Source organism: Paenibacillus sp. D2_2, assembly GCF_031199965.1.
In the GTDB taxonomy this organism is placed as follows: Bacteria; Bacillota; Bacilli; order Paenibacillales; family Paenibacillaceae; genus Fontibacillus.
Genome location: NZ_CP133605.1, coordinates 1,821,301 through 1,847,239 on the forward strand (window position 1 = coordinate 1,821,301; position 25,939 = coordinate 1,847,239).

The window sequence follows — 25,939 nt, forward strand, 5'->3', positions numbered from 1 at the left end:
GTTGATTCCACCAAAGCCTTGACTTATAATTAAAGAACAAATGTTCTGTACATATGGTCTAATGAATGAAAGGAAATTACTCAACAATGGCTAAACGCAAAACGAATAAAAGTTCTAAACGAAATACACCAAGAAACAGTATTATTGTTGTTTTATTAGCTGTCTTTATAGGTTTCTATTTACTTGAGGGCGGCTGGCAGGATTGGCTCGGACCGAAGGATTCGCCTTCCGTGACAACGCAGGCTGGGGGAATGAAGGGCGTCTGCGGGTCATATTCTTAGATGTTGGGCAAGGAGCTTCGCAACTGCTGATCAGTCCTTCTGGCAAGACCATGCTGATTGATGCAGGTAATAATGACCGCGAGCAGCAAGTGGTCGATGACTTGCATGCTTACGGGATTGATCATCTTGATATCGTGATTGGAACGCATCCTGATGCGGACCATATTGGCGGTCTAGATCGGGTGATCGACGACTTCCCGGTCGGAGCGGTCTATATGCCAAAGATTCAGTCTAATACGAAAACCTATGAATCGCTTCTTAGATCGATCAAGAATAAGGGTTTGAAGGTGAAGACAGCTCAGGCCGGGGTTCGCCTCGACTGGGACGAAGAAGTTAGTGCCGAGATGGTAGCTCCGGTAATGGTTAGTGATGATACGAACAACATGAGTGCCGTGGTTCGAATTGCATACGGAGACAGCTCATATCTGCTTACCGGAGATGCTGAGCGAGAGAGTGAACAGGCTATGTTGTCATCCGGAAGAGAACTGCAAGCTGATGTAATGCTGGTCGGCCATCATGGCTCCAAATCTTCTACTTCACCAGCATTTTTGAAACAAGTGAATCCGAAGTACGCTGTCATTCAAGTTGGAAAGGATAACAAATATGGTCATCCGAAGCAAGTGATATTGGATCGTCTCGCTAAGCAACAAGTGAAGGTGTATCGCAACGATTTACAAGGGAATATCGAGATTGCCTCCGATGGCAGTAAGTATTATGTTACGACGGAAAGGTGACGCGGTTATGGTTGGGATCGTTGAAGGCTTTGAAGGGGAACTATGTAGAATCGAAGTTAACGGCAGAATTATGGATGTTCCGCGAAGCCGAGTTGGCAATGGAGTTAGACCAGGAGATGTTGTGGAATTGAAGGACGGCATATGGTTGGTTAATCGGCAGAAGACTGAGGCTAGAGGCAAGGAAATCAAGAAGTTAATGGATGAAGTCTGGGAAGATTGAAGAATGAACCCAAGGGAGGATCAATGTATGTTGTCACGACCAAAAGTTGAGGAATTTTTACCGCATTTTCAGGAGTATGTGAATCTGGTACCGGAAGGTAATCTGTTGGAAATGTTGAAGGAACAGACCACGCAAATCGTAGATCGGCTTTCATCCGTAACTGAGGAGCAGGAAGCTTACCGCTACGCTGAAGGCAAATGGAGTCTGAAGGAAGTCATTGGGCATATGACAGATACAGAACGTATTATGAGCTACCGACTACTCCGTAGCTCGCTTGGTTATATTATTGCCTGTCATACGATCCACCATATGAACATCATCAATGAACGTTATCTTGCATAGAGATTTATATTTCAAATGCAAATAGAACAACGGCCAAGCATATCCGGGACTTACGGATAGCTTGGCCGTTTGTTGTTTGATTACTTGGATAGAAGATGAGGTATCAATCTAATTACTCATGAGAGATAATCAGTTCTAGCTTGCCATTCAATTGGAAGTCACCAGAGGAGACAGGAAGAATGAAATGATCTCCTTTGGCCAGTGGATAACTTTGCCCATTGATCGACAGCTCGCCATTGCCGTCAAGTACACTGCAGATCGTATAGTGCTTAGCTTCTGGGAAGCTGGCTTTGCCGTCAATATTCCATTTCTCAACCGTGAAGAATGAATTGGAGACGAAAGTCGTAATAACGGCATTATCCATTTCCTTCGTATCATAAGACACGGCTTGATAAGCTTGTGGGATGGTAGTTACGTCGATCGCCTTCTCTAGATGAAGTTCGCGTGTATTGCCGTCCTTATCCTTACGGTCATAGTCATAGACACGATAGGTCGTATCCGAGCTTTGTTGCGTCTCCAGTACGACGATACCTTTACCTAGTGCGTGAATCGTACCGCTAGGTACATAGAAGAAGTCACCGGCTTTTACTGGAACCTTGGTTAAGAGAGTATCCCAGTTCCCTGCTGCAATCATCGATTCCAATTCCTGTTTCGTCTGCGCTTCATGGCCATAAATAATGCAGGCACCTGGCTCGGCAGCGACGATATACCAGCATTCTGTCTTGCCTAGCTCTCCATTCTCGTGAACGCCTGCATAGGCATCGTCAGGGTGAACCTGAACGGACAAATCATCGGATGCATCCAACAGTTTCGTGAGCAGTGGGAAGACGGAGGAAGAGGAGTTGAACAGCTCTGGATGAGAGCTCCACAATTCTCCCAGCTTCATTCCTTGATATGGTCCGCTCTTAACGATACTTTGGCCATTAGGGTGGGCAGAGACTGCCCAGCATTCGCCTGTGCGTTCATAAGGGATCTCATAGCCGAACAATTGCTTCAGCTTTTGTCCTCCCCAAATGCGTTCCTGAAATACCGATTGTAGAAAAATAGGTTTATTCATCGTAGTATGTTCTCCTTTTTATCTGTAGTTGGGATTAGTTTTGCTAAGCGATCATTTTATTTATAATCGACATGAATCAGTGCTGCGGCTCCGATCAATCCGGCATCCTGCAACAAGGCGGCAGGGACGATTGGAGTACTACGTCCTGATGGGTTCAGCGCGTACTTGGACACATATTCTCTGACGGTTTCAAAGAGCGGCTCGCCGATTTGGGAGACACCTCCGCCGATAACGAGTTTCTCAGGATCAAGTGTATTGATCAGGGTGACACAGCCGACTCCGATATAACGGAATACTTTATCGACTAGCGCCTTCATCTCTTGATGCCCATCAGCAGCGAGAGCAAACACCTCTTTGGACGTTACTTCACGTTCCAGCAGTTCAGAGGCTTGTCTGGCAATAGCTGTACCGGAGGCGACATATTCCCAGCAGCCTTGTTGACCGCATACACATGTTCCTGCCGACGGATCGATGACGAAGTGGCCGACATCACCAGCGTTTCCAGTAGCCCCGGTGATCAGCTTACCGTGACTGAAGATCCCTGCACCGATCCCTGTGCTGATCGTGATGAAGACGAAATGTTCGGCATCCTTAGCCGCACCGAGCCATTTCTCCGCCAGAGCTGCAGCGGTCGCATCGTTCTCAAAAGCCATCTTGTAATCAAAATGACGCTGTAAAGATTCAACGATCGGAAAGTTCCACCAGCCCTTCAAATTAGGTGGAGCGGTAATTTCACCTTTTTGCGTATTTAAAGGGCCCGGGCGCCTATGCCAATTCCAAGAATATTCGACTCGTCCACTTGATGCTCCGCCAACATCTGCTTGATGGCCGCTGCCATTCTGTCAACCATGACATGAGGAGATACCGTGTGATCGGTAGGAAGAGAAGTCTTTGCTAGAACCTGGCCTGACGGATCTATGAGTCCAAGAGCCGTCTTAGTTCCACCGATGTCAATACCTATTGCGTAATTCAAAGCTATTCCTCCATTTGATGAATTGATAACTTGACAAACTTGACAAATTATAATTTTGTAAAGTATATTTAGGTTTAGTGTATCATGTTTCGAAAGGAATGAAAACAATTGGCCAGAAAAAAGAAAATATCTATGCAGGATATTGCGGACAAGCTTAATATATCCAAAAATGCGGTATCGCTGGCCTTGATGAATAAGAAGGGAATCAGCGAAGCGACGCGCTATAAAGTGCTACAAGCGGCTAAAGAACTTGGATACGGACAGTATGCAGCTGAAGAAACGGGCAACAACATCTTAGTGCTTGTTCCCGAACGGATTATGAGCTACCAGGATAACGATCATTTTCAGTTCTTTCATGATATGATCTGGGGATTGGAGAAGAGCATTCGCGGCAGAGGCTATAATGCGATTGTGGCACCGATCGACCGTGAGATGGAGTCCGGACTGAAGCTGCCACGGCTCGTATCGGAGATTTCGTATCGAGGCATAATTTTATTTGGAGTCGTGGATAAGGAATATGCACGTCTGGTATGGGAAATGCAGGTTCCATTAGTCATGCTCGATTCCTATTACCGGGATTTGCCTTGTCCGGCAGTGACGTCAGCTAATATTGAGGGCGCGTATGAGGCAACCTCTGTGCTGATTACCGCAGGCCATCGTGAGATCGGCTTCATTGGTCCGACGAATCTAACAACCAGTCATGAGGAACGGTGGTTCGGATATTGGAAAGCAATGCGAGATCATGGGCTATCAGTGGATAGCCGATATTGTCTGACAGAGTCGAAGGGGTATGATGAGACAAAGTGCGAAATCGCAGAATGGCTAGAAGGACTGGACAAGCTGCCTAGCAGCTTCTTCTGTGGTAATGACCGGATCGCATATATACTAGCGGGGCTTATGAAGGAACAGGGAATCTCTGTCCCTGAGCAGGTCTCTATCGTTGGATATGATGATCTGCAATACGGGGCTATGCCGGATCTGCAGGTGACGACAGTTCACGTGGAGAAGAGAAGATGTGCCAAGCGGCGGCTGAACTCCTCTTATCCATCTCTGGACAGAATCGGGAGATGATGCGAGTCTTCGTACCGTCGACACTTGTTATTCGGGAATCCATTAGAGATTTGAATTGAAATAGCAAAAACCGCCAGGACAGTACTCTTCCTGACGGTTTTTTTTTATGCATAGATCTAATTGTTGAGCGTCCTGCTATTTTATACCTTTCATATAGCTTTGAATCTTAGGGGTCAGCATGAACAATAAGAGACTCAGTACAAGCGCTGTACCGCCAATGATACCAAAATACAGCATTTCAGTCTCAGGTGTATAGAATTTGACGATCTGAGCGTTGATCGCTTGTGCAGCTGCATTGGAGAGGAACCATAAGCTCATCGTTTGAGCCGAGAAGGCTGCAGGTGCTAGCTTCGTTGTTGCGGACAGTCCAACTGGCGACAAGCACAATTCGCCGATGACGACGACGAAGTAGCTAAGCACGAGCCATAACGGGTTTACCAAAGAATCGACTCCACCAAAGTAAGCTGGCAGTAAGATGACCAAAAATGACAAACCGGCGAACAGCAATCCAAGAGAGAACTTTTGTGGAATCGTAGGTTGTCGATGGCCGAGTTTCACCCAGATCCAAGCGAATACCGGAGCCAATGTAATGATAAAGAGCGGATTCAGGGATTGGAACCAAGCAGGTGAGATATGGATGCCTGCAAAATCCAGCTGAGTACGCTTGTCCGCATAATTCGCGAGAATCGTCGACCCTTGTTCCTGAATCGCCCAGAACATAATCGAAGCAATAAACAATGGAATATAGGCAATGAGCCGCGAACGCTCAACGGATGTAGTCTTCGGACTGCGATACATAAATACAAAGTAAAGGGTGGGAATGAGAATACCTAAGATCCCGATCAGTTTGATAAAGGTATTAAATGTTAGAATGCCAAGAGGGATTGCTACGGCAATCAATATTCCAACAACCACGATGCCTATACCTATTCTGGTGAATACTTTCTTTTTTTCTTCAGGTAACATAGGGTTAACAATGCTCTTACCAACAAGACCCAGGTTCTTCTTGTGTGTTGTCACATAGACGATCAAACCGATGAACATACCGGCACCCGCAAGACCGAAGCCAAGATGGAAATTGTACATCCCAACTGTACCTATAATGAGTGGAGCCAGGAAGCTCCCGAGGTTGATCCCCATATAGAAAATACTAAAGCCTGCATCGCGGCGGTTATCCTTCTCGCTATAAATTTCCCCGACCTGACTTGATACATTAGGCTTTAATAAACCTGTGCCTAATACGATTAAGACCATGGAAATAAAGAATAGTGCTATATTTCCCGGTATAGCCAGAAAGATATGACCCAGCATGATGAGTACTCCGCCATAGAATACGGATTTGGAGGTGCCAAGAACCTTGTCGGCAAGCCAGCCTCCGATAATCCCGGACATATAGACAAGTGATCCGTAGATGGACACAATCGCAAGTGCAATGTCCTGGGGAAGCCCGAGTCCTCCCTTAGTGACTTCATAGTACATAAAATACACAAGGATGGCTTTCATACCATAATACGAGAAACGCTCCCAAAATTCAGTGAAGAAAAGGGTGAAGAGGCCTTTAGGATGTCCGAAAAATCCTTTTTGAGGGACACTCTGCACAATCTTCTCCTTATCCATATTCGACATAACAACTCTCCTCTATGATGTCAATTGCTTAAAAGCGATTGAAGTTGTACTGTATATTATAAACTTTTTTTGGGAGTAACTAATCGACAATAATATGAATTATGTTGTTTTCACCCGGTAATGTGTTCCAAGGATACCCGTGATCGTGGGAGAGTATACATCGAGATGGGGGAGAAGGAAGAAGAAAGGGTGCCCTTAGTCATTTTCATGACTTTTGGACACCCCATTGGTAACTATTGAGTTAAGAAAGAAAAATTAATTATTTGTTCAGCGCAGCTTCGTAGCGTTTCTCAACTTCTGCCCAGTTGACTACGTTGAAGAAAGCAGCGATGTAATCAGGACGTTTGTTCTGATATTTCAAATAGTAAGCATGCTCCCATACATCAAGTCCGAGAATTGGAGTTTTGCCTTCCATGATAGGTGAATCTTGGTTAGGCAAGCTGTATACGGACAATTTGCCGTTAGCATCTACTGCAAGGAAAGCCCAGCCGCTACCGAAACGAGTCGTAGCTGCTTTGGAGAAGTCTTCCTTGAATTTGTCAAAGCCACCCAATTCGTTGTTGATTGCGTCAGCGATCTTACCAGAAGGTTGGCCGCCGCCGTTCGGACCGATTACTTCCCAGAACAGGGAATGGTTAGCATGGCCGCCGCCGTTATTACGAACTGCAGTGCGGATGCTCTCAGGTACGCTGTCCAAATCAGAGATCAATTCTTCAACGGATTTGGATTGAAGCTCAGGAGCAGATTCCAGAGCAGCGTTCAGGTTAGTTACATACGTATTGTGGTGACGATCATGGTGAATCATCATTGTTTGTTCATCGATATGAGGTTCGAGTGCATTGTTCGCATAAGGAAGTGCAGGTAATTGATGTGCCATGGGTAAATCATCCTCTCTAGTTATTATGTAGCGTCATTTCCGACAGTTATTATTATATAGCTCCTCAGACACTTAGTCAACATATATGTATGGTAAGTATATTAATTCATGGTCTTCCATTGACAAAGAGTGATTCGTTCATCATAATGATTTGTCGAATGGGCATTTGGGGTCGCTCATCCATGTATTATGCTTCGAACGAGATTATCTTATAAGCAGGGGTGAAAAAAAGTGGGGATGGGCATCGTTGTCGTAGAGGTATGCACCAATAATCTGATTAGTATGCTTGATCTGGAGCAGTTGGAGGAAGAGTATCCGGAAATCGCCGTTATGCGGACGGATTGTCTGAATTTCTGCGGGATGTGCCGGGCGAGACCCTATGCAATGGTCAACGGGAACAAGATATTCGCCAAGACATTGGAGGAATGCCTCCTGCTAATCAAACAGGCGATAGAAGCGGAACTTAAAGAGTTCTATGAAATATAAGCTTATGTATGACGAGGATGAACTTTGCATATATGAAAAACAGACTTCGGAAGCATCTGCTTCCGAAGTCTGTTTTTGAATAACAACTTATCGTTATTGCTGTTTATGGATGACGTAGACACAGCGTTTGCCCTGTTGCACGAGGCATTCCGTTCTTTCAACCTTCGTATCGAGCAGAGTCTCGAACAGCTTCAGTTCGCATTCACAGGCATGATTGTACTGATCGGCGATTTGCGAGATTGGACAATTATGCTCTTTTAATTCGAAACTGCCGTCTTCGAGAACCGTGCACTCCGTCATATATCCGTTCTCATTTTGAATTTCGGCTAAACGTCGAACCTTATCGTTGAAATCCTTCCCTTGCATTTCGGACTCATATCTGCCGGTCAGCTTCTCCTTGCGGCGTTCAAATAGCTGATTTACCATCTCATCACCAGTCTCTTCAGCCAAGGCATTTAGTAGATCGAGTGTCAGAGTATGGTAGCTCTTGGGAAACATGCCTTCCGCCGTATCCGTTAAGCCATAGACCGCGGTAGGGCGGCCCATCGTCTGACGGATCATTTTCGATTCAATTAATCCGTCGCGTTCCATAGAGCTAAGATGTCTACGAACGGCCATTTCCGTAATTTGCAGCTCATTGGTAATTTCTTTGGCGCTGAGGGGACCTGCTGTTTTCATCATATGCAGAATCCGCTCTCGGGTGGATAAATGTTGTTCCTGACTCATAACAGGCCCTCCCTTGGGTGCGTAGTCGCCTTGTTATAGAACTTCCACGGCGTCTTTGCAGGCATCAGAACAGAAACCGTGATGTATCTCTTCACAATCCTCACAACAAATATGTTGTAAATTACATACCGGGCAATTGATATAACGATCTTGGGTGGTTCCGCAGTGGTAGCATTTGCCGATGACAATGTCCTCATCAGTCCGGTTGATCGGAACGGAGATCCGTTCGTCAAATACATAGCATTTGCCATCCCATAGCCGGCCTTGAACCTCGGGGTCCTTGCCATATGTGACGATGCCGCCTTCCAGTTGGGAGACGTCCTTGAAGCCTTCATTCAGCAGGAAGCCAGTTAACTTCTCGCAGCGTATTCCACCAGTACAATAGGTAAGAATGGTCTTGTCCTTATAGTCGCTTAGATTATCGCGAATCCACTCAGGGAACTCACGGAAGGAACCGACCTCGGGACGGATCGCGCCACGGAAGTGTCCGATGTCATATTCGTAATCGTTGCGTCCATCGATGACCAAGACATCATCGCTCTGCAGCTTCTCGTAGAATTCGGCAGGAGACAGGCGCTTGCCGCTAAGCTTGTTAGGATCAAGCTCATGCTCGTAACGGAAGGTAACCAGTTCATTTTTATGACGGACGAACATTTTCTTGAAGGCGTGATGATCGGATTCATCGATCTTGAAGACAGTGTCCTCAAATCCAGGGATCGCACGAAAATCATTCATATATTTCTCGGTCTGTTCGACGGTGCCAGATACAGTACCGTTGATACCCTCGCTCGCGATCAGAATGCGGCCTTTCAAGCCAAGCTCTTTGCAATATTGCAGATGCTCTGCTGTAAAAGTTTCAGGCGAAGCGATCGGTGTAAATTTATAATATAGTAAGATGCGATAGTTTGTTGTTTGACACATATAAAAGTACATCCCCTGTTTAAGTTATAATAATTTTAAGATTCTTCTGCATTGTAGAGAATTTTGCCGACTTAGTCAATATTAAAGTATAGTAAGTATGTTAAGAGAACGATCGATGTGGAGGAGAAATGAGGATGAAAAGAAACGTTGGTTTCGTATACGCACATCCGGATGATGAAACTTTTGGTTGTTCCTTTCTGATCCGACAAATTGCCGATGAGGGAGGGAATCCTGTACTGCTTACAGCTACTCCCGGTAATGCAGGCAAGACGGGACGTCTTGGAGCGATGACACAGGAGGAGCTAGCGGAGAAGCGTAGAATCGAGTTGCAGCAGGCCGCTGATATTCTTGGTATTACTGAGATTGTTCACCTAGATATGGGGGATGGAAAACTGAAGGAAGTGGATCAGGATGTTCTAGCTGCCTATGTAGCGGACTTTCTGCGTAGTCATCAAATCGAGGTGGTCATTACTTTCCCTGAGGATGGTATCTCCGGGCATGCGGATCATATCGCTATACATCAAGCGGTTAATAAAGTTGTATTCGGAGGCCAGGCTCCTTCTGTGCAGAAGTTGTATTATAATTGTCTGCGCTCGAAAATAGATGTGGACAGCGCAGCAAGTTTGTTGAGCATCAGCGCAGGTGAGAACTGGCAAGTCAAGCGGGATGCGCTCGCTGCGCATGAATCGCAAATCTGGTCGATTGAACGAGTATTCGGAGATCTGCAGCAAGTAGGTCCAGAGTCTTTTGACGAAGAATGTTTCCTGCTCGTCTGGGAACGCGGAGTATATAATCCGAACAAACAAGAAAAATCGATCTTTGATGATTTAGTATAAGTGGGATGAAGAAGGCCAGCCTCCGAATTCAGGAGGCTGGCCTTCGTGCTGTATGATGCAAGAGCTTCAATTAATGGGCTAAATGTTTCACTTTCATCTTATTGTTTGTTGTGTCATTGATCGTCTTGTCATGGTTCTTCTTGTGGAACAAGCCGCGGAGGTAAGGGAGCAGGTAGTAGTCGAGTCCGATTTTGCCTGCATTTGCGGCTGCAACGACGACCAGTACTTCAAGCAGGAGCATCTGTGCGTTAGTGCTCACGGTTCCCGAGAAGAGGAAGGCTGCGTTCATCACGAGCCCCATTAGGGCTGCGAAGGTAGTGAATGTACCGAGAATAAGTCCAAGTCCGACTAAGAATTCGCCTAAAGGAACGATAATGTTGAAGGCGTTAACTCCTGGAAGAGCCACATGCTGCAGGAAGGTCGCCCACCAAGCTTGAACGGCGGGGTGATCACCTGTACTGTTCGCGATCGCCCCATTCAGGAAGCCAGCTGCGTCGAAGCCGCCTGTGAGTTTATGCCAACCGGCCGTAATCCATTGGTAGCCGAGGTAAACACGGATCACGGTTAATAACCACATTGCCACTTTGTTCGTTCTTAGGAAATTGTTAAACATATTAATCACTCCTCAATTGGATTTGTTAATGTTTGGATGATCATCTTTGATGATTTTATTATAAGTGATATTTTTCACAATACTTGTGATTTAAATCACAAATAATTAAATTATGGTAATTAAAATTTGAAATAAAATGAAGGAGATTAAAAAGCCCGATGCTTGGAGGTTCATCATCCATCATCGGGCCTGCTATGGTTCAGTCAATAACTTAATGATTCACTTGAATATGCTGTTTGGGAGAAGCCTTGTGAGTGAGCAGCTCAGAGACAGTAACGAAGGAGAAGCCTCTCTTTTTCAACTCAGGTAAAATCACTTTTAGCGCTTCAGGGGTCTGTGAGCCGTGGTAAACAAAATCATGCATGAGCACAATATCCCCATTGCGGGCATTATCCAGCACTTTGCGTACAATTTTGTTCACGCCGGGAGAAGCCCAATCTTTCGTATCCTGATGCCAGGACCATAGAATTAATTGCATATTGTTCTGCTTAGCTAATTTAATGATATTCTCGTTATAGACGCCACCGGGAGGGCGGAACAACACAGCTTTATGTCCGGTAGTCTGATAAATAATTTCTTGGGTCTGGTCCATTTCACTTTTAATGGTATTATATGACAAAGTCTCAAAGGCTGGGTGTCGGAATGAGTGATTGCCGATTTCATGTCCAGCGGCCAGCTCTTTCTTGATCAGTTCTGGATAACGTTTGATGCGTTCGCCAACAACGAAGAAGGTCGCCTTCGCATCATATTTCTCTAACAACTCGAGAATTTTGGGTGTCAGCTTCGCGTCCGGGCCGTCGTCGAAAGTCAGAGCAATGAATTTGTCTTGGGTAGGGACCTCCCATACAATGTCACCTCGCGACTCATAATAAGCTCTGTCTTTGGGAACAGAGTGGGCTTCCGCTGATCCGGGAAGATGGACTAATGCCGCGGATAAGATGAGCAGCAAGAGCAGTTTGGGCTTAAGCATGATCGTAAAGTTCCTCCCTCTACATTTTTTCACAGGATCTTGTCATATAGGGCCAAGTGTGGCATTCAATTATTGTGGATGATTTCATGAAAAAATATCCCTGATCTGAGCGAAGTTCGCTAAAGGAGGATGAATGATGAGTTATACCTCTCCAAATTGGAGTCGATCAGTTTTGGTTACGATTGATACGCAAAATGATTTCTCTCTACCTCTAGCTGTAGCAGAGGTTCCAGGAACTTTCGAAGTATTGCCGAGGATGGAGCAGCTTCTTACCGTATACCGGGCGCAAGCAATGCCGATTATTCATGTCGTACGGCTGTATCCAGAGGACAGGTCCAATGTTGATCTATGCCGGAGGGAGGCGATCGAGAAGGGGCATCAAATCGTTGCTCCGGATACAGAGGGAGCAGAACTCGTACCTCTGATTCGCTCGCATAATTATAATGGCATGGATTCAAAGAGGCTGCTTAACGGAGAGTTTCAGTTGGTTGGTGACCAGGAATGGATCATGTACAAACCACGTTGGGGAGCTTTTTATAACACTTCGCTTGAGCAATTTCTCAGGGAACGGGGAATCGATACAATTCTTTTTATAGGCTGCAATTTCCCCAATTGCCCGAGAACCTCGATTTATGAAGCTAGTGAACGAGATTTCCGGACAGTCATGATTGCCGACGCCATGTCACAGGTTTATGAGCAGGGAATGGAGGAGATGAGAAATATCGGGTCCATGTATGCAGTGTGGCTGATGCGGTAGTTGAAGTGGAACGTGCAGTTTGGGAAGACACTAATATATAAGATAAATAAAAAGCACACCTTATCAAAAGCTCTTGTAGAAATGATAGGGTGTGCCTATATATCAAAATGTACTTGGGGCTTGAGGACACAACTACAGCTGAGATGCTTGGCTGACTCGTTCTTCCAGCGTCTGACCCGAATCTACATGCCCTGTATTGATCGCTTCCCACAAATAGATCGAGGCGATAGAGCCATAAGGCTCCCATATATGTGAGACCTGCTGCAAGTATTTGCGGTCTGACCGATCCTCCATGTTGTGCAGCCATCTAGCGGCACGTTGCAGTCCGGCATCTCCGGTGGAGATAATATTCTCACGGCCCAGGCCGAAGATTAGGAACATTTCTGCCGTCCATTTGCCTATCCCTTTGATCGAGACTAACTGGGTCACGGCATCTTCATCACTTAGATCCTGAAGTCGCTCCAGATTGACTTCTCCAGATAGAGTCTTATTACATAGATCTCGGATATATGCGACCTTGGCGGTAGATAGTCCGGCGGCGCGAAGATCCTCATCGCTCTGTGCTGAGAGGGCGGCCGGGATAGTTCCCGGCCAAATCGATCACCCGGCCTCGGATCGTTGTGGCTGCTTTGACGGAAATTTGCTGGCTAATGATCGATCGGGCTATTGAGGCAAAATGCGGTTCCTGGGTGTTTGTTTTTAACTCACCAATTAGGGTTATTAATGTTCCCATGCGGGAATCAGCTACTGATAGCGATTTGACTCGCGGGTCATCAGCATGTAGATGAAATGCGATAGAGTTCATTCTTAGAACACCCTCTCAATGTTTTATTGCTCCGATCTATTGGTCATTGTCTTCAAGCATCTGAATATATTTCTCAATCAAACTGTCAAGCTGTACCTGAACTTGATTCTGTTGAGTCTGCAACTCAGATAATCGACCTGCATCATAAGTTGCTTCCGGCTCCAACATCGCCGCATGGATCGATTTGAGTGTCTGCTCTAATTCAGCGATATCTCGCTCCAGCTTCTGGATGGTGGCCGGATTAGGTGTTGATGCAGCTTGCGATGGTTTGGTCGGACGCTTCGATTGCTGTGGTTTTGGTGCTGAACTCGGAATTGAGCTGATGACCTTCGCTTCATCATTTTCCATTTTAGGAGGAAAGTCAATGGCCACAGATTTTCTTTTTCCAGCTCGATTCGATAGTCCTCAAACTTACCATACGTCACCGTCATCTGTCCGTTATCAAGCGCCCATACTTGTCTAGCGATCTTATTAATAAAATATCGGTCATGAGATACGGCCAGAACAGTGCCAGGGAATTCGTCCAGAGCATCCTCTAATGCTTCCCTAGAATCGATATCCAGATAGTTTGTCGGTTCATCGAGCAGCAGTAGATTAGGCTTACGATACATCAAAATGGTCAATCGCAACCGTGTCCACTCGCCACCGGAGAGATTACAAACTTTCTTGAATACATCGGCTCCATAGAAGAGGAAGCGAGCCAGCTGATTCCTAGCTTCACCAGTCTCCATCCCGATTTCGGAGCGGAAATACTCAAGCACGGTCAGATTCAGATCTGACGGAGCGGACTCCTGAGCTAAATAACCTGTCTCCGTTCTTGAACCGAGGCGGATCTCTCCAGTATCAGCTGAAGCCATGCCGAGAATACACTTAAGCAAAGTACTCTTGCCTGAACCATTTCCGCCGATGAGTGCTGCTGTCTCTCCATAATGCAGCGTATGCGTTATTTCGTTGTACAACCGCCGATCACCGATGGATTTACCAACCCTGGTTAATACGAGTGCATCCTTGCCGGAACGATCGGATTGCTGCAGTTGCAGATCAATGCGCTTGCGTTCCAGTATTGGCTTTTTCAGCTTGATCATCCGGTCCAACGCCTTCTGCATCGAGGCAGCCCGACGATGGAAGCCAGGATTTGGCGGGTTGGACCGGTTCCCCACTCAATTAGCTGCTTAATCGATTCTTTCATCTTCTGGATTTTCTTCTGCTGCTCCTGATACTCGGCGAACTGCTGAAGTAGTCTTGCTTCTTTCTCTTCTTTATACTTGCTATAGTTGCAATGATAGGTGAAAGCTTCGCCATCTTCAATCTCGATGATTTTGGCGACCACCGCATCGAGAAAATAGCGGTCATGCGAAGTAATGATAGCTGTGCCGCTATATGCGCCAAGGTATATTTCTAGCCATTCGATTGCTTCCATATCCAGATGGTTGGTAGGCTCATCGAGCAGCAGAATATCCGGATTCTGTAGCAGGATTACGGCTAGGCCAACCTTTGTCTTCTCACCTCCTGATAAGGTAGAGAAGGGGCGGTGATATTGCTCCACCGGAATGCCAAGGCCACTGGCAACACGATCAATAGAAGCTTCAATCTCATAACCGCCGCTGCTTTCAAATTCTTCCTGCATATGACCATATTGCCTTAATAGCGCCTCCAGCGTTGAGGGATTCGCAGCTGTATCGGTGGAAGACATTTCGGCTTCTAGCTGCTGCATTTCTTCTTTTATATCTAACAGGTTTTGAAAAGCCGATTGAAGTACATGGTAGACCGTCTCGCCATTCCCGTAATCCGGGATTTGTGCCAAAGTACCAATTCGAGCATTTTTGCGAATGGATAGCGTTCCTTGATCCGGCATATCACTGCCGGAGATCATCTTCATCAGCGTCGTTTTACCGCTTCCGTTGCGGCCGATCAAGCCGACTTTCTCGCCTTCTTTGATCTCAAATGTTACATCGCTCAGTACCAATTCGGCACCATAATATTTTTGAATATGTTGGCTTTGAATCATCATGATTAAGTTCTCCTTCGACCTATGCCGCTGCTGCCCGTCGAAGACGTCTAACTAAAGACAAAAGAAGGCTGCAGGAAAAACCTGCAGCCTTCTTTAAAACACACACGTATTTCAGTCCGTGAGGTTAAGGGAGGAGCGGCATTTCGCAATTTGTAATGGATATCGAGTTTCTAAAAATGGACAGACGTATCCCGTTGCGAAATGTCTCATGAGTAATGCCAAAAACTGCCATTGGCAGCAGGCTCAATTGATTCCACGCAAATTTGCGATCCACTCTCCCACCTCCTTCATAAACATAATTATTGTAAGTATATGATGGGGGATGGAAAAATCAAGTATTCAGCATATTCAACATAAATAATGCACTAGTAAATCTAAGGTGTGTTATGGGATGTCGCGATCGGATGCTGAAAAAATTATCGGTGATGTACAAAGTGACACGATCTTTACAAATTATGAGCATGGGGTTTCTGTCATATATAACGAAGTTGCTTTTCAAAGACTTAGTGAAGCAATGTCTATAAGACGGTATTATCGACGGCAGTCACGTTGCGATCGACAGTGCAGCCATTTATGGTTACGAAAAGAAGCAACCGAAACGCAGAAGCCAGCAGACGGGGGATGCAAACTGGGAGAGAAATTTGACTCCTTCGGAAATAAGCTTACTTGGTTTGGGTACAAGCTTCATCTGTAGAATAGGCGCAACCCGACCCATCCATGAAAGGATAGTTTGACGGTCACGCCCTTCTCCGAACCGGACGTGCGCCTTTCGACGCATCTGGCTCTACATCTAAAGTGGCTTGATGCTGCGCGATTTACGTTTAGCCCTGTGCTTTACGAAGCTTTCTTTTGTAACAGGAAATGCATAGTGTGACCAAGTACTCGTTCCATTCTCCCTCGGGATGTTTCAGATGTGAATTTGTGTCTTGAAAGTAAACGTGCGTGTGTCCTTTCGTCAACTTGCGCTTGCACCCGGAACAGCGGTCCTTTTGTCGCTTTACCACGTCTGCTCGAAATGAAAACCAGTTGTCTCGTCCGAATAGGCGTTGGAGAAACCGTTTCTTATGAATATTCAGAAGGTTATTCAGTTTTCTGTCGTGGCCTAGCTGCTCTCGGTCTTCTTTTATATACGGGTGTTTTTGGGTTTTTGTAGTATTGCAACTGATCTAGAATGCGCGCACCCCCGTTCACTTCGTCTTTGAAGCAAAAATTACGACCAGAATATTTTCGGTATTGGTGGTGATTTCGATCCATGTTGTACGGAAACAAGTAGGTTCGGGCAACGCGGGCTCTGGATTGGCCTGTTCTTTGGCCTCTGCTCTTGCGGTTTTTGCGGCTTCGGAATGAAGATGCGCCGTACCGGCGATGACGTCAGGTGTCGAAACATTTCCTTAACCTGTTGTCGCAGACCCTGTTTTTGCTCGTCAGACGTGTAATCCTTTCTGGTTTTCCCATCGATCCCGGGGGTCTTGGAACCAGTGTTGCCGAGTACTTTCTCGATGGATAGGTCAATGAAGACATTCCATCGAAGAAGCTGGTGCAGTTTGGAAAAAGTACAGTTCTGAATGGCTCGTCGCGCCAAACGTGTTTGCGTTTCGAATCTCTTTCCTTTGTAGAAGGTCGGAGCGAAGGTGGAAATCGCAATCACCCCTTTGTCATGATGGACAGGGGCTCTACTTTTGCAAATACGCCTCACTTTAGACTGGGACCCTTCGCCATGTAATGGGCTTTCCCCATCTCGGACTACTACGGTTCCTCCGTCCCTGAATGTTCACGTCAACGAAGCGGTCCAGCCCGGAGGGCCGAACATTCAGGTTCCCACGTTCACTGCATCGAATCTCGCTGCCTTAGGCCGTTACTATACGCCGGGAATCTACATCCCTTTTACCTCTGTAAGGCGCAGCCACCGATTCCTTCGGGTCGGCAGACTACCAGCAAGAGTCTGCCGCTTCTGCCATTGAATCCGTTTCGTCCATCGATTTCGGATGTTTTGCTTTACCGCGCTTCTGCTGTGACTTCGTTTGCACTGGCCGTAGCAGATCATTGAGGCTGGCCTTGCTTCTTGGGAAGGTGGATTCCCCTCACAGGTACGTTGTCGGGTGGGCTTCACACCCCGGATCTGCTCGTATCCGGCGCATACCACCCTAGCCTGACGGGGAAAAGGTAGCCCGATCGCTTCTTTTTGCGGAAGAGTTTCTATGCAGCACTTCGTGGAGCTGCTGTAGATACAAAAAGCGAGTTGCCACTGGCATTAGAGGTTACACCTGCACAGGTTAATGATGGAGAGAAAGCCCCCGAATTGATCGAAGAAGTAGCTGAAAAAACCAGCACCATATTCTTCATGCTGGTTGCAGGGTATGACCAAATGAAGGTGTATGAAGCTGCTCGACACGTGAAAGCACAAGCGATTATTCCACTCAACCCAAGAGGAGAAAAAGAGCCTCCTGCTGGGATGACAACCCATGGCAAACCTTGCTGTTCGATGAGGTACACCATGACTTACTGGGGAACGGATCACGTAAATTCCGTTGTCCCCATGCAACGGGTAAAGTCGACTGCCCCTAAGGAATGCCCGCTTGTTCATCATCCAATTACGGAATGGTTGTAAAAGTAAATGTGAAGGAAGACCTTCGACGATACAGTCATCCACATCGAAACACAAGGCGATGGAAAGAACTCTATAACGACCGTACGAGCGTAGAACGATGCAATTCTAGGTTGAAGACCTACCTTACAGCGAACGAATTACATATTCGGGGCATACAGAAAGTTACAACACACCAGTATCTCAATGCGATTTTATTCCTTGTATCGGCTCTTTCACTCGCCACGAAGCAAAGTCGAAAAACAGCTTAAAAACTTAACTTACAAAAATTCTGTAGGTCTGTCCATTTTTTGAAAACAAACCGTTTAACAGACTAAAACAATGTCAATTTATATTGCCTTGGATATAAAATTGGAATTATGCAAAATGATCACTTAAAAGCATGAGTGAAATCGCTAACAAAAAACATTAGCTAATCTATAGTTTGTTGACTGCTTTCTATTATTTGTCTAGTAGATATCATATTAAAGCATCGACTAGAATAAAGCTGTAGACATTAGATTCTCACGAGGGATGTGATATCGGACAATATCAGCAAATACGTCACAGGGGTAATCACTAAAACGAGGAGGATAACAAATATCAACAGATGTAGGTAGTTGATGCATGTTTCTAGAATCAGAAAAAAACGAAGAACGTAGAAGAGTTTTGAAAGCGCTTATAGTTGCGAGGTTTAAATGCTCTGGTTTAATGTACTCAATGCCCAAACAGGAAGGTTCATGGTGCTGATGGGCAGGACCGATGGTGGCAGAATATCAATGTAAGTAATTTTTTTCACATTTGAGTCACCTATTTAGCAGCAAATGAAGATGCTATCAATGATATATTTCTTGCTGTAGTCACTCATCTAAACCTGGATGGCTGGATGTTAAAGTAGTTAGGATATATATATCATATAACCTCTATTCTAGAACATTGAATCACGAACAATGAGATTCAAGTGGAAAACCTACAAAGGGCTGGAACATGTTTTGAAAGACGAAAATTTAAAACAAATGCTTCAAGGAAGTACCAGGTAAGAGAATTTAATGGTGTCTCTCAACCCCTAATAGGGGTGAAAAGCAACACAAATTCTTCAAAAAATACACAAGGTTGTTCAAAATATGAACATGAAAGGGGAGAATTGGAATGAGGACAAAACATACGGGGAAAATCCAATCTATCATCCTGGCGTCAGTAATTACCGCAACGACACTATTCGGTGGCATGGGAAGTGTCGCAGCCGACACCTGGCCCTACACTGACGAGGGCAAAGTCGGTGATAACCAGCCGCTGATGCTGGGCCATCGTGCCTATGATATAGAAACATGGAGCCCTGAAACCGATCCCTATGCGGATTTAATGCGTGCGGAGGTTCCACTTCAAACGAGGATTGCTTCTTATCAACCTACACAGGCAAACCCGGAGCTTGACCCTCGGGTGCAGACTCTTTACATGGCTGGCGACTATGGTAACTCCTTTAATCGTGGTACTGCTTACAATAATAAGTTCAGTGAAAACAACCTGCAAAGCTGGCAGTATATCGACCAGTACTATTCATGGCATGGAGCTGCCGTAGCAGGAACTCCGCTGAACATCTGGACTGGCGTCAATGAAAAGGACGACCCCACAGGGAGCGGTTGGGCAACACAGCGCAACTTTGAATTCGGCTCTATCAATATGCCCAACCCTGCCTATACCAACGCCGCACATAAGAATGGTGTTCTCTCTATGGGTTGCATCTACTTCGACCCTAACAACCGACCAGGTCAGCCTGTGGAGTTGATGCTTGATAAGGATGAAAACGGACGCTACATCTTAGTTGATAAGCTGGTTGAGTTTGCAAAATGGTACGGTTTTGACGGTTATTTCTTCAACTATGAAGAGAATATGAATGCCAAATATGTGCCGATGCTCAAATCGCTAATGCAGCAGGTACGTGAAGCCGGTATGTATACCCAAATGTACGATTCCTTGAAGAACACAGGTAGCATTAACGCCTGGACGAGCACCCTTGACAACGATGCCTACAGTTTTTTGGAGGACCCTACACTGGGTAAGGTGCTCAACTCCGTCTTTATTAGTTACGACTGGTCTGCAAATGGCAAGCTGGCAGCAACTCTCCAGACCGCCGCGCAGCAGAAGATGAGCCAAGCGGATATGTACGAAAAGGTATTCTTCGGCGTTGAGGCCGACCAAGGAAAAATGTCCAAAGATGGTCATAATTCCACTTATAACTTCCCTGTTTTACGCCTCGCTGGGACGAAAAATCCAGTGGGCAGCATCGCTCTGTTTACCCCCGATAGTTTTATCCATGACAATATTGAAGATGCAATTAGCAACGGACAGGAAAATAATCGGGCAAAGAATGAATACCAGTGGATGGTATCGGAGCGAGAACACCTTTATTTCTCTGGTCCGATGGGTGATCCTACCAAGACCGGTGTGGCGCCCGGTGTATCAAGGAAGGATCTCGGTCTTTCTGATATCGGCGGTTGGGTTGGTGTAGCGGATTACATGTCCGAGCGCTCCGTTGCGGGTGGCAACATGTTCACGACCACTTTCAACACCGGTCATGGCCTGGAATACCGGATGAACGGCAAGTCTGTAAACGATGAAGAATGGTCCAACATGAACCTCCAATCCATTCTTCCCACTTGGGAGTGGTGGATGGATACAAGCGGGACCAAGCTTCAGGCTACCTATGACTATGGCACTAAGGAAGAGAAATACAGCGTAGATGGCAAACCTATGGTGATTCCTTACCAACAGATCGACCCTTATGAAGGCGGCAGCTCTCTTGCGATTTACGGCCAGTTAGACGCCGATAACGAGATGCGCTTATATAAGACTGATATCGCAGTCAAGGAGGAAACGTCCCTCTCGTTGACCTATAATAAGCCCAACGATAATCTGGCTCCCTTGAGCATCGGCCTAATTTTCAAGGATTCGCCCGACAGAACCCAGTATATTGATATCCCCAATTCGGACAAGGCAACAGATGGCTGGGTCACACAAGATATCTCAATTAGTCAGTTCGCAAACAAGAACATTGCAGCTATCACCCTGAAGGTTAACTATGCCGGCTCTCCCATTAATGAGTTCCAAGTTAACCTAGGGCGTCTGTCCGTTTCCGACAATGAGAACTATACTCCTGCTGCACCACAGAATGTGAAGATTGAAAAAGCATTCAACACAAAGGAAATGATTGTCTCCTGGGAAATCGCGAATTACAACTTGGTTAAGGAATACCATGTATACGCGAACTATGCCGATGGGCACAGTGAGTTCCTCGGCGGTATCTATGGCAGTAAATACTATGTGAAGTCGGTGGATAATGGCCTTACTAGTGTTGAAGTACGCGCCACCGGTGCGGATGGCTCCGAGAGCGAGGGAACCAAGGTCTTCTATTCCTACGATAACACAGTATCTAACGTTTCCGTCGAGGAAGCACAGACCTCCACTGGTTTCTTTACACAAAGCGCAGTAGCAGAGGAGGTTCGGGCCTCGTGGAACGCTCCAAAGCGGTTCGACGCCGACAGCTACAAGTTAGACGTCACATTGAACAATAGTTTGGATAAGACGGTGTATTCTGCCACAACCCAATCTCTGAGCGGAAGCGTCTTGGTACCAGTCAATGAAGGCAACCAGTATTCCTTGAAGATAACCCCTGTTAATGGTGGTATAGACGGAATACCTGTCTGGTATACTGGATATTTGAAGGATACCTATTGCGCTCCGTTTGATTCCAAGGTAGAAATCAGCGGCAGCACTCTCCTCATCCATCCGCCCAAGGCAACCGATTGGTGGAAGATGCGCTTAACCTGGAACGGGGAGGTGTTGAGCATCCCGAACAAGTATCCAAACAACAACAAAGTGAGCGACGGCATCCGCGGTGTGGCTCGCCTAAATGCGGTTAAAGTTCCAACAACAAGCGGCACACTGGGTGTAACTATTCAAGATTACTCTGGGAACATCTCCGAGACCGTATACATTCAGTTTGGAAAGGTTGAGTCTGTAACCATAACGCCTAACGATGTGGATGGTTTAATTGGAACTTCACTAACATTTGAAGCGGAGGTTAGAGGTACTGGACCTGATAAAGTTACTTGGGAAGTGTCCGGTAACACAAGTGCTAAGACTACCATTAGTAATGGGGTATTGAACATTGCAGATGACGAAGAAGTCGATGGTACACTGACAGTTACTGCAACTTCTACTTTTGACCCAACAAAGTCAGGAACAGCGAAAGTACTGGTGGTAAGTGAACTTGTTCCAAAAATAATTAGTGTTGAAATTCCTGACCAAGTTGACTCCGTTAATGCGGGTACTAATCAGCAATTTACTGCAAATGTTGTAGTGAAAAATAATGCGGACACGTCAGTTACTTGGGAAGTTGAAGGTGCTACAAACGTAGGTACTACTATCGTTAACAATGGTTTGTTGATGGTGAATGAAGATGAAACAGCGGATCAACTTACAATTAAAGCAACATCTGTAGTAGATCCTACAAAATACGCCACTAAAACGGTTAAAGTAGCGCAAGATTTAGACAAACAACGCGATATTACAATTGATGATATGCTTAACGGTACTGTAACAGCGGATATGGCAACTGCAAAAGCAGGTGAGACTGTTACGTTGACAGTAACACCTGATGTTGGATATCAGCTTAAACCGGGTTCTTTGAAAGTAAACGGTGAAGCAATCTTCGCGGACACGTTTACAATGCCAGCTAAACCTGTAACAATCACTGCTGAATTTGAGCAGGACACTACGAGAGAACTCGTAAGTATCGACGCACCATCGGCAGTGACGGGGTTGCCTAACGGAACCGCAAAGACAGCAGATGCGCTTAAACTACCAGCTAGTGTAACGTTGGTTACGTATACAGATAGTATACTTGCAAATGTCACTTGGGACGTTGATGCATCAAGTTACGAACCTGCCTCAAAGTCGGATCAAGTATTTACCGTAGAGGGAACTGTAACACTTCCTAACGGGGTACTAAACCCCAATAATATCCCATTGACCGTAAGTATTGAAGTGGCAGTAGACGCAGAAGTTGTAACACCCAAGGAACTCTTGAGTATCGTGGATCTTGCAGCAATCAGCGGGTTAACAAATGGAACTGCAAAAACAGTCGCTGATCTGAAACTGCCTGCTACCGTTGAAATCGTAACTGATAACGGGACTATGGACGCAATTGTAGATTGGGATGTAGATTCTGCAAATTATGATCCTTCATTAAAGAAGGAACAAACATTTACAGTAAGTGGTGTAGTAACATTGCCCGGTGACGTGGTAAATACCAATCATATTCCGTTGAACGTAAGCATCGAAGTTACCGTAGCAAAGGAACCAGTAGATGGTGGCAACCAAGGCGGAAACAATAACGGCGGTAGCAACAATGGCAATGGAAACATTGGTGGTAATGGTGGTAGCAACAACGGTGGTAGTGCAGGTACGACAACACCTCCGGTTACACCTCCAACAGGTGGCAGTGAAGCTACATCGGTCACTACTGTATCTGAACAGCAGTTTGATGAGGCTCTCGCAACAGCTGTAGCCAAAGCTGCTGAGCAAGGTACAAATTCAGATGTAGCCATCAAACTGGATGCTGACGCTCCATCGGATGCTAGAACAATCAAAGTTACGCTGTCAAATGATTCATTGATGAAATTTGTAGCTAGTATGGCGGATACTTTGACAGTATCTACGCCAATCGGAACAATGACATTTGATCGAAACATGGTATCGAGTATTTCCAAGCAAGCAACAGGAACTGTTACCATTACTGTTACAAAGCTTGGAACATCAACATTAGATGCAGATGACCGGCACAAAGTTGGAGACAGACCTGTTGTGAATTTCGATATTAACAGCGGAGACAAGACTATATCGAAGTTTATTGGAAGCGTAATAGTAACCATACCTTATACACTTAAGTCCGATGAGAAACCAAATGCAATTGTAGCATATGATATCAATACTGCAGGTCAGCTTGAAGTAGTAAGAAATGGTAAGTATGATGTGACAACCAAAACAATAACTTTCAGGGCACCTTTTTTATCGCAATATGCTGTAGGGTACAACAATATTGAATTTACCGATGTTGCAGCAAGTGCTTGGTACAGTGATGCCGTAAGCTTTTTAGCAGCAAGAGACATAACAAATGGATTAGGTAATGGACACTTTGGTCCTGAAACCAAAGTGTCCCGAGCACAAAGTCTAGTTATGATCATGAAAGCTTTTGGTATCGAGCCAGATGAAAGCTCTGAAAACAATTTCAGTGACGCAGGAAACGCATACTATACTGGTTATCTAGCAGCGGCAAAACGGTTGGGTATAACAGATGGTGTGGGGAATAACATGTTTACACCTGAAAAAGAAGTTACACGGCAGGAAATGTTTGTATTGACATACAATACGCTTAAGAGCATTAATGAATTGCCGGCCGGAACTGCTGTAAAGGAACTGAAAGACTTTAAAGATGCAGGTACAGTTTCTGCTTATGCAATGGATGCTATGACATTCTTTGTAAATGTCGGAGTTATATCTGGTTCTAACGGTAACATCTTACCAGTAGATCAAGCAACCAGAGCGGAATTTGCTCAGATACTTTACAATATTATGATTAAGTAAATTGTACTGACTTATAGATTAGACTAATATAAGCTTTGACAAGCACACCTATTCTTAACTGTGAAGGTGTGCTTGTTTTCGTTTGTCCGAACTTCTAGCCAACAATGGGACAAGCGATAGTAGGTATAAGTACTAGTTAATTTGGAATAGGGTTAGATAAAAAAGATTGGTTAGATTGTTGGTTTAGAAAGCACCGTTACCGCGAACGGTTCTACTTACTGGATGTATCGCTATGCAGGCGCATTGAATGAGATCGGTATAGTAATCATGTCACTGAACGTTGCTTGGCCTATTCATGTAAAACAACGTCTAATACTTGTTATCATTCCCGCGTGTAATGCTTCATGAGTTAGTTGAAACAGTACAATCTCTCCAATTGTATTCGTGTGGAGAAACGGTTCAACTAGGTTTTCTTCTAACCTACCTCGGGTTGCGTTTATGAGGTCATCTTGTTGTTTCAATAAGCTGTTTCGAAGTTCAATACCGAGGGAGGAGTATCAACCCAAAGTGACGGCATGCTGCCTGAAGGAAACATCAAATGATACTGAAGAGGTAATTGCCTGTCCTGCTGAGGATTGGTAAAAACAGCATGGTCTCATCTAATCAAGATAAGAAGTGGGGAATGAGCATTATGGTTTTATCGAATGAAGACTCATTCATATCAAGGGTTAAAGGCACTTTCTGAAAATCCGTTCAAGGAATCCGTAACGTGAAAATTGAAAATTCTTGACTAGAATCTTGACCAAATTTCTTACTATTGACCTCATCGCTGCCAGTGGAGAGATGACGTTTTGTACGATAGGGGAATAGCGGGAGAATTCCTGCGACAAGGCCTTTTTGAGTTTTGCTTTTCTACACTTGAGCAAACCGAAGCATTCAAAATTAATTAAGTGTGACCAAAAATGCGACCATTGATTGAGATCTCAAAGTCGCTTATTGTTAACAGAGGGTTTATTTGCTAACATTCTTTATTTTATCTCAGTGTTAATGGAAAGATTAACGTCCATTTGTTTAGGAGATTTATATACCTCTAACCTTGATTCATCAATAAAAAAATCTCCATGATTATTATCTATCCAAGCATTAATTTCAGTAAGTGTCTCAACAACAAATCCCATGTAAAATCTTAAAGATTCTGGGGCTAATGTAAATTCATTCGTCAAATTCTCCACATGATTTTTCCTCTTAATATCACCGAAATCCACGACAATCCCCTGATCCTCGTTAATTAGTTTTAATAAAATAATTCGATTAGGTAGTTCTCCACTTTGATTATAAGGAATCACCTTGAAGTTATTGTTAATTTGTTGAAGACAGTTCAGCCTAGAGATGTCACCACGTCTATTTAGTGTAGCCAAGCCAAATGCTGAGAAAATAGCTGAATATAGTTAACGGATTAACGAA

24 protein-coding genes and 2 pseudogenes are annotated in these 25,939 nt (G+C 45.2%); 10 read left to right on the plus strand and 16 right to left on the minus strand.

Going from position 1 to position 25,939, the window contains the following annotated elements; all coding sequences use genetic code 11:
• Nucleotides 1-202: 202 nt before the first annotated feature.
• The 3 genes from RE628_RS09045 to RE628_RS09055 are packed head-to-tail and all read left to right on the plus strand — an operon-like array spanning nt 203 to nt 1,577.
• Nucleotides 203-1,015, plus strand: coding sequence for a ComEC/Rec2 family competence protein (locus tag RE628_RS09045; protein WP_309158420.1), 813 nt, complete (start codon nt 203-205; stop codon nt 1,013-1,015).
• The gene (locus RE628_RS09050) at nt 996-1,235 is read left to right on the plus strand and encodes a DUF3006 domain-containing protein (protein ID WP_309158421.1); all 240 of its coding nucleotides are present in this window, start codon (nt 996-998) and stop codon (nt 1,233-1,235) included. The genes RE628_RS09045 and RE628_RS09050 overlap by 20 nt, the downstream gene beginning before the upstream one ends.
• Nucleotides 1,236-1,262: 27 nt before the next feature.
• Nucleotides 1,263-1,577, plus strand: coding sequence for a DinB family protein (locus RE628_RS09055; protein ID WP_309158422.1), 315 nt, complete (start codon nt 1,263-1,265; stop codon nt 1,575-1,577).
• Between the two features lie 112 nt (nt 1,578-1,689).
• Here RE628_RS09055 and manA read toward each other — a convergent pair whose 3' ends face one another.
• From manA to RE628_RS29575, 3 genes are read right to left on the minus strand one after another with little or no spacing between them, the layout of a single operon-like run.
• On the minus strand, nt 1,690-2,634 hold the full coding sequence (manA, locus tag RE628_RS09060) for a mannose-6-phosphate isomerase, class I (RefSeq protein WP_309158423.1): 945 nt from the start codon (nt 2,632-2,634) through the stop codon (nt 1,690-1,692).
• A 56-nt stretch (nt 2,635-2,690) separates the two neighbouring features.
• Entirely contained in the window at nt 2,691-3,347 is a 657-nt protein-coding gene (locus RE628_RS29570; protein ID WP_375143061.1) for an ROK family protein, read from the minus strand.
• A gap of 35 nt (nt 3,348-3,382) precedes the next feature.
• Entirely contained in the window at nt 3,383-3,607 is a 225-nt protein-coding gene (locus RE628_RS29575) for an ROK family protein (protein WP_375143062.1), read from the minus strand.
• 108 nt (nt 3,608-3,715) lie between these two features.
• Between RE628_RS29575 and RE628_RS09070 the strand changes: the two genes are divergently transcribed.
• Nucleotides 3,716-4,678 carry a LacI family DNA-binding transcriptional regulator gene (locus tag RE628_RS09070; RefSeq protein WP_309158424.1) on the plus strand — a complete coding sequence of 321 codons (963 nt, stop codon included), beginning with the start codon at nt 3,716-3,718 and terminating at the stop codon, nt 4,676-4,678.
• A 135-nt stretch (nt 4,679-4,813) separates the two neighbouring features.
• Here the strand turns inward: RE628_RS09070 and RE628_RS09075 are convergent, their stop codons facing one another.
• Nucleotides 4,814-6,304 (minus strand): peptide MFS transporter, encoded by a 1,491-nt coding sequence (locus RE628_RS09075; protein ID WP_309158425.1) that lies wholly within the window; start codon nt 6,302-6,304, stop codon nt 4,814-4,816.
• A gap of 259 nt (nt 6,305-6,563) precedes the next feature.
• Entirely contained in the window at nt 6,564-7,181 is a 618-nt protein-coding gene (locus RE628_RS09080) for a superoxide dismutase (RefSeq protein WP_309158426.1), read from the minus strand.
• 237 nt (nt 7,182-7,418) lie between these two features.
• On the opposite strand from RE628_RS09080, the gene RE628_RS09085 reads away from it, so the two are divergent.
• A complete protein-coding gene (locus RE628_RS09085; RefSeq protein ID WP_309159417.1) occupies nt 7,419-7,667 on the plus strand; it encodes a YuzB family protein in 249 nt (82 codons plus the stop codon).
• Nucleotides 7,668-7,760: 93 nt separating this feature from the next.
• Here the strand turns inward: RE628_RS09085 and RE628_RS09090 are convergent, their stop codons facing one another.
• Together RE628_RS09090 and RE628_RS09095 are read right to left on the minus strand one after the other, a co-directional pair.
• Nucleotides 7,761-8,393 (minus strand): helix-turn-helix transcriptional regulator, encoded by a 633-nt coding sequence (locus tag RE628_RS09090; protein WP_309158427.1) that lies wholly within the window; start codon nt 8,391-8,393, stop codon nt 7,761-7,763.
• Between the two features lie 33 nt (nt 8,394-8,426).
• On the minus strand, nt 8,427-9,314 hold the full coding sequence (locus tag RE628_RS09095) for an oxygen-dependent tRNA uridine(34) hydroxylase TrhO (protein WP_309158428.1): 888 nt from the start codon (nt 9,312-9,314) through the stop codon (nt 8,427-8,429).
• Between the two features lie 134 nt (nt 9,315-9,448).
• On the opposite strand from RE628_RS09095, the gene RE628_RS09100 reads away from it, so the two are divergent.
• Nucleotides 9,449-10,150 (plus strand): PIG-L deacetylase family protein, encoded by a 702-nt coding sequence (locus tag RE628_RS09100; RefSeq protein ID WP_309158429.1) that lies wholly within the window; start codon nt 9,449-9,451, stop codon nt 10,148-10,150.
• A 70-nt stretch (nt 10,151-10,220) separates the two neighbouring features.
• Here RE628_RS09100 and RE628_RS09105 read toward each other — a convergent pair whose 3' ends face one another.
• Both RE628_RS09105 and RE628_RS09110 read right to left on the minus strand, forming a co-directional pair.
• Nucleotides 10,221-10,763, minus strand: a complete 543-nt coding sequence (locus tag RE628_RS09105) for a DoxX family protein (RefSeq protein ID WP_309158430.1) — start codon at nt 10,761-10,763, stop codon at nt 10,221-10,223.
• A gap of 211 nt (nt 10,764-10,974) precedes the next feature.
• Nucleotides 10,975-11,733 (minus strand): polysaccharide deacetylase family protein, encoded by a 759-nt coding sequence (locus tag RE628_RS09110; RefSeq protein ID WP_309158431.1) that lies wholly within the window; start codon nt 11,731-11,733, stop codon nt 10,975-10,977.
• A 172-nt stretch (nt 11,734-11,905) separates the two neighbouring features.
• On the opposite strand from RE628_RS09110, the gene RE628_RS09115 reads away from it, so the two are divergent.
• Nucleotides 11,906-12,490, plus strand: a complete 585-nt coding sequence (locus RE628_RS09115) for a cysteine hydrolase family protein (protein ID WP_309158432.1) — start codon at nt 11,906-11,908, stop codon at nt 12,488-12,490.
• 132 nt (nt 12,491-12,622) lie between these two features.
• On the opposite strand, the gene RE628_RS09120 is transcribed toward RE628_RS09115, so the two are convergent.
• The 6 genes from RE628_RS09120 to RE628_RS09145 form a co-directional block, all read right to left on the minus strand.
• Complete coding sequence (locus RE628_RS09120; RefSeq protein ID WP_309159418.1) at nt 12,623-13,087, minus strand: DNA-3-methyladenine glycosylase family protein; 465 nt, start codon at nt 13,085-13,087, stop codon at nt 12,623-12,625.
• The gene (locus tag RE628_RS09125; RefSeq protein WP_309158433.1) at nt 13,041-13,295 is read right to left on the minus strand and encodes a DNA glycosylase family protein; all 255 of its coding nucleotides are present in this window, start codon (nt 13,293-13,295) and stop codon (nt 13,041-13,043) included. Before RE628_RS09125 ends, RE628_RS09120 begins: the two co-directional genes overlap by 47 nt.
• A gap of 36 nt (nt 13,296-13,331) precedes the next feature.
• Nucleotides 13,332-13,610: an ABC transporter C-terminal domain-containing protein gene (locus RE628_RS09130; protein WP_309159419.1), complete on the minus strand. Its 279-nt coding sequence runs from the start codon at nt 13,608-13,610 to the stop codon at nt 13,332-13,334.
• Nucleotides 13,493-14,455 carry an ATP-binding cassette domain-containing protein gene (locus tag RE628_RS09135; RefSeq protein ID WP_309158434.1) on the minus strand — a complete coding sequence of 321 codons (963 nt, stop codon included), beginning with the start codon at nt 14,453-14,455 and terminating at the stop codon, nt 13,493-13,495. The genes RE628_RS09130 and RE628_RS09135 overlap by 118 nt, the downstream gene beginning before the upstream one ends.
• Entirely contained in the window at nt 14,377-15,306 is a 930-nt protein-coding gene (locus RE628_RS09140) for an ABC-F family ATP-binding cassette domain-containing protein (RefSeq protein ID WP_309158435.1), read from the minus strand. The genes RE628_RS09135 and RE628_RS09140 overlap by 79 nt, the downstream gene beginning before the upstream one ends.
• Before the next feature lie 124 nt (nt 15,307-15,430).
• Nucleotides 15,431-15,580 (minus strand): RAxF-45 family protein, encoded by a 150-nt coding sequence (locus RE628_RS09145; RefSeq protein ID WP_309158436.1) that lies wholly within the window; start codon nt 15,578-15,580, stop codon nt 15,431-15,433.
• Nucleotides 15,581-15,785: 205 nt separating this feature from the next.
• Between RE628_RS09145 and RE628_RS09150 the strand changes: the two are divergent.
• From RE628_RS09150 to RE628_RS09160, 3 genes and pseudogenes are all read left to right on the plus strand, one after another.
• Nucleotides 15,786-15,997: pseudogene (locus RE628_RS09150) on the plus strand (DDE transposase); the annotation flags it as partial.
• A 1,527-nt stretch (nt 15,998-17,524) separates the two neighbouring features.
• Nucleotides 17,525-18,162 (plus strand): annotated as a pseudogene (locus RE628_RS09155) (transposase); the annotation flags it as partial.
• A gap of 1,090 nt (nt 18,163-19,252) precedes the next feature.
• Nucleotides 19,253-24,535: an endo-beta-N-acetylglucosaminidase gene (locus RE628_RS09160; RefSeq protein ID WP_309158437.1), complete on the plus strand. Its 5,283-nt coding sequence runs from the start codon at nt 19,253-19,255 to the stop codon at nt 24,533-24,535.
• Nucleotides 24,536-25,503: 968 nt separating this feature from the next.
• Here RE628_RS09160 and RE628_RS09165 read toward each other — a convergent pair.
• On the minus strand, nt 25,504-25,740 hold the full coding sequence (locus tag RE628_RS09165; RefSeq protein WP_309158438.1) for a hypothetical protein: 237 nt from the start codon (nt 25,738-25,740) through the stop codon (nt 25,504-25,506).
• Nucleotides 25,741-25,939: the final 199 nt, after the last annotated feature.

Bases quoted from the DNA above. Each gene is read 5' to 3' on its own strand.
- RE628_RS09090 (WP_309158427.1), bottom strand. From the start codon at position 8,393: ATGAGTCAGGAACAACATTTATCCACCCGAGAGCGGATTCTGCATATG.
- RE628_RS09085 (WP_309159417.1), top strand. From the start codon at position 7,419: ATGGGCATCGTTGTCGTAGAGGTATGCACCAATAATCTGATTAGTATG.
- RE628_RS09125 (WP_309158433.1), bottom strand. From the start codon at position 13,295: ATGAACTCTATCGCATTTCATCTACATGCTGATGACCCGCGAGTCAAA.
- RE628_RS09105 (WP_309158430.1), bottom strand. From the start codon at position 10,763: ATGTTTAACAATTTCCTAAGAACGAACAAAGTGGCAATGTGGTTATTA.
- manA (WP_309158423.1), bottom strand. From the start codon at position 2,634: ATGAATAAACCTATTTTTCTACAATCGGTATTTCAGGAACGCATTTGG.
- RE628_RS09080 (WP_309158426.1), bottom strand. From the start codon at position 7,181: ATGGCACATCAATTACCTGCACTTCCTTATGCGAACAATGCACTCGAA.
- RE628_RS09055 (WP_309158422.1), top strand. From the start codon at position 1,263: ATGTTGTCACGACCAAAAGTTGAGGAATTTTTACCGCATTTTCAGGAG.
- RE628_RS09075 (WP_309158425.1), bottom strand. From the start codon at position 6,304: ATGTCGAATATGGATAAGGAGAAGATTGTGCAGAGTGTCCCTCAAAAA.
- RE628_RS09140 (WP_309158435.1), bottom strand. From the start codon at position 15,306: ATGATGATTCAAAGCCAACATATTCAAAAATATTATGGTGCCGAATTG.
- RE628_RS09095 (WP_309158428.1), bottom strand. From the start codon at position 9,314: ATGTGTCAAACAACAAACTATCGCATCTTACTATATTATAAATTTACA.
- RE628_RS09110 (WP_309158431.1), bottom strand. From the start codon at position 11,733: ATGCTTAAGCCCAAACTGCTCTTGCTGCTCATCTTATCCGCGGCATTA.
- RE628_RS09160 (WP_309158437.1), top strand. From the start codon at position 19,253: ATGCGTGCGGAGGTTCCACTTCAAACGAGGATTGCTTCTTATCAACCT.
- RE628_RS09050 (WP_309158421.1), top strand. From the start codon at position 996: ATGTTACGACGGAAAGGTGACGCGGTTATGGTTGGGATCGTTGAAGGC.
- RE628_RS09100 (WP_309158429.1), top strand. From the start codon at position 9,449: ATGAAAAGAAACGTTGGTTTCGTATACGCACATCCGGATGATGAAACT.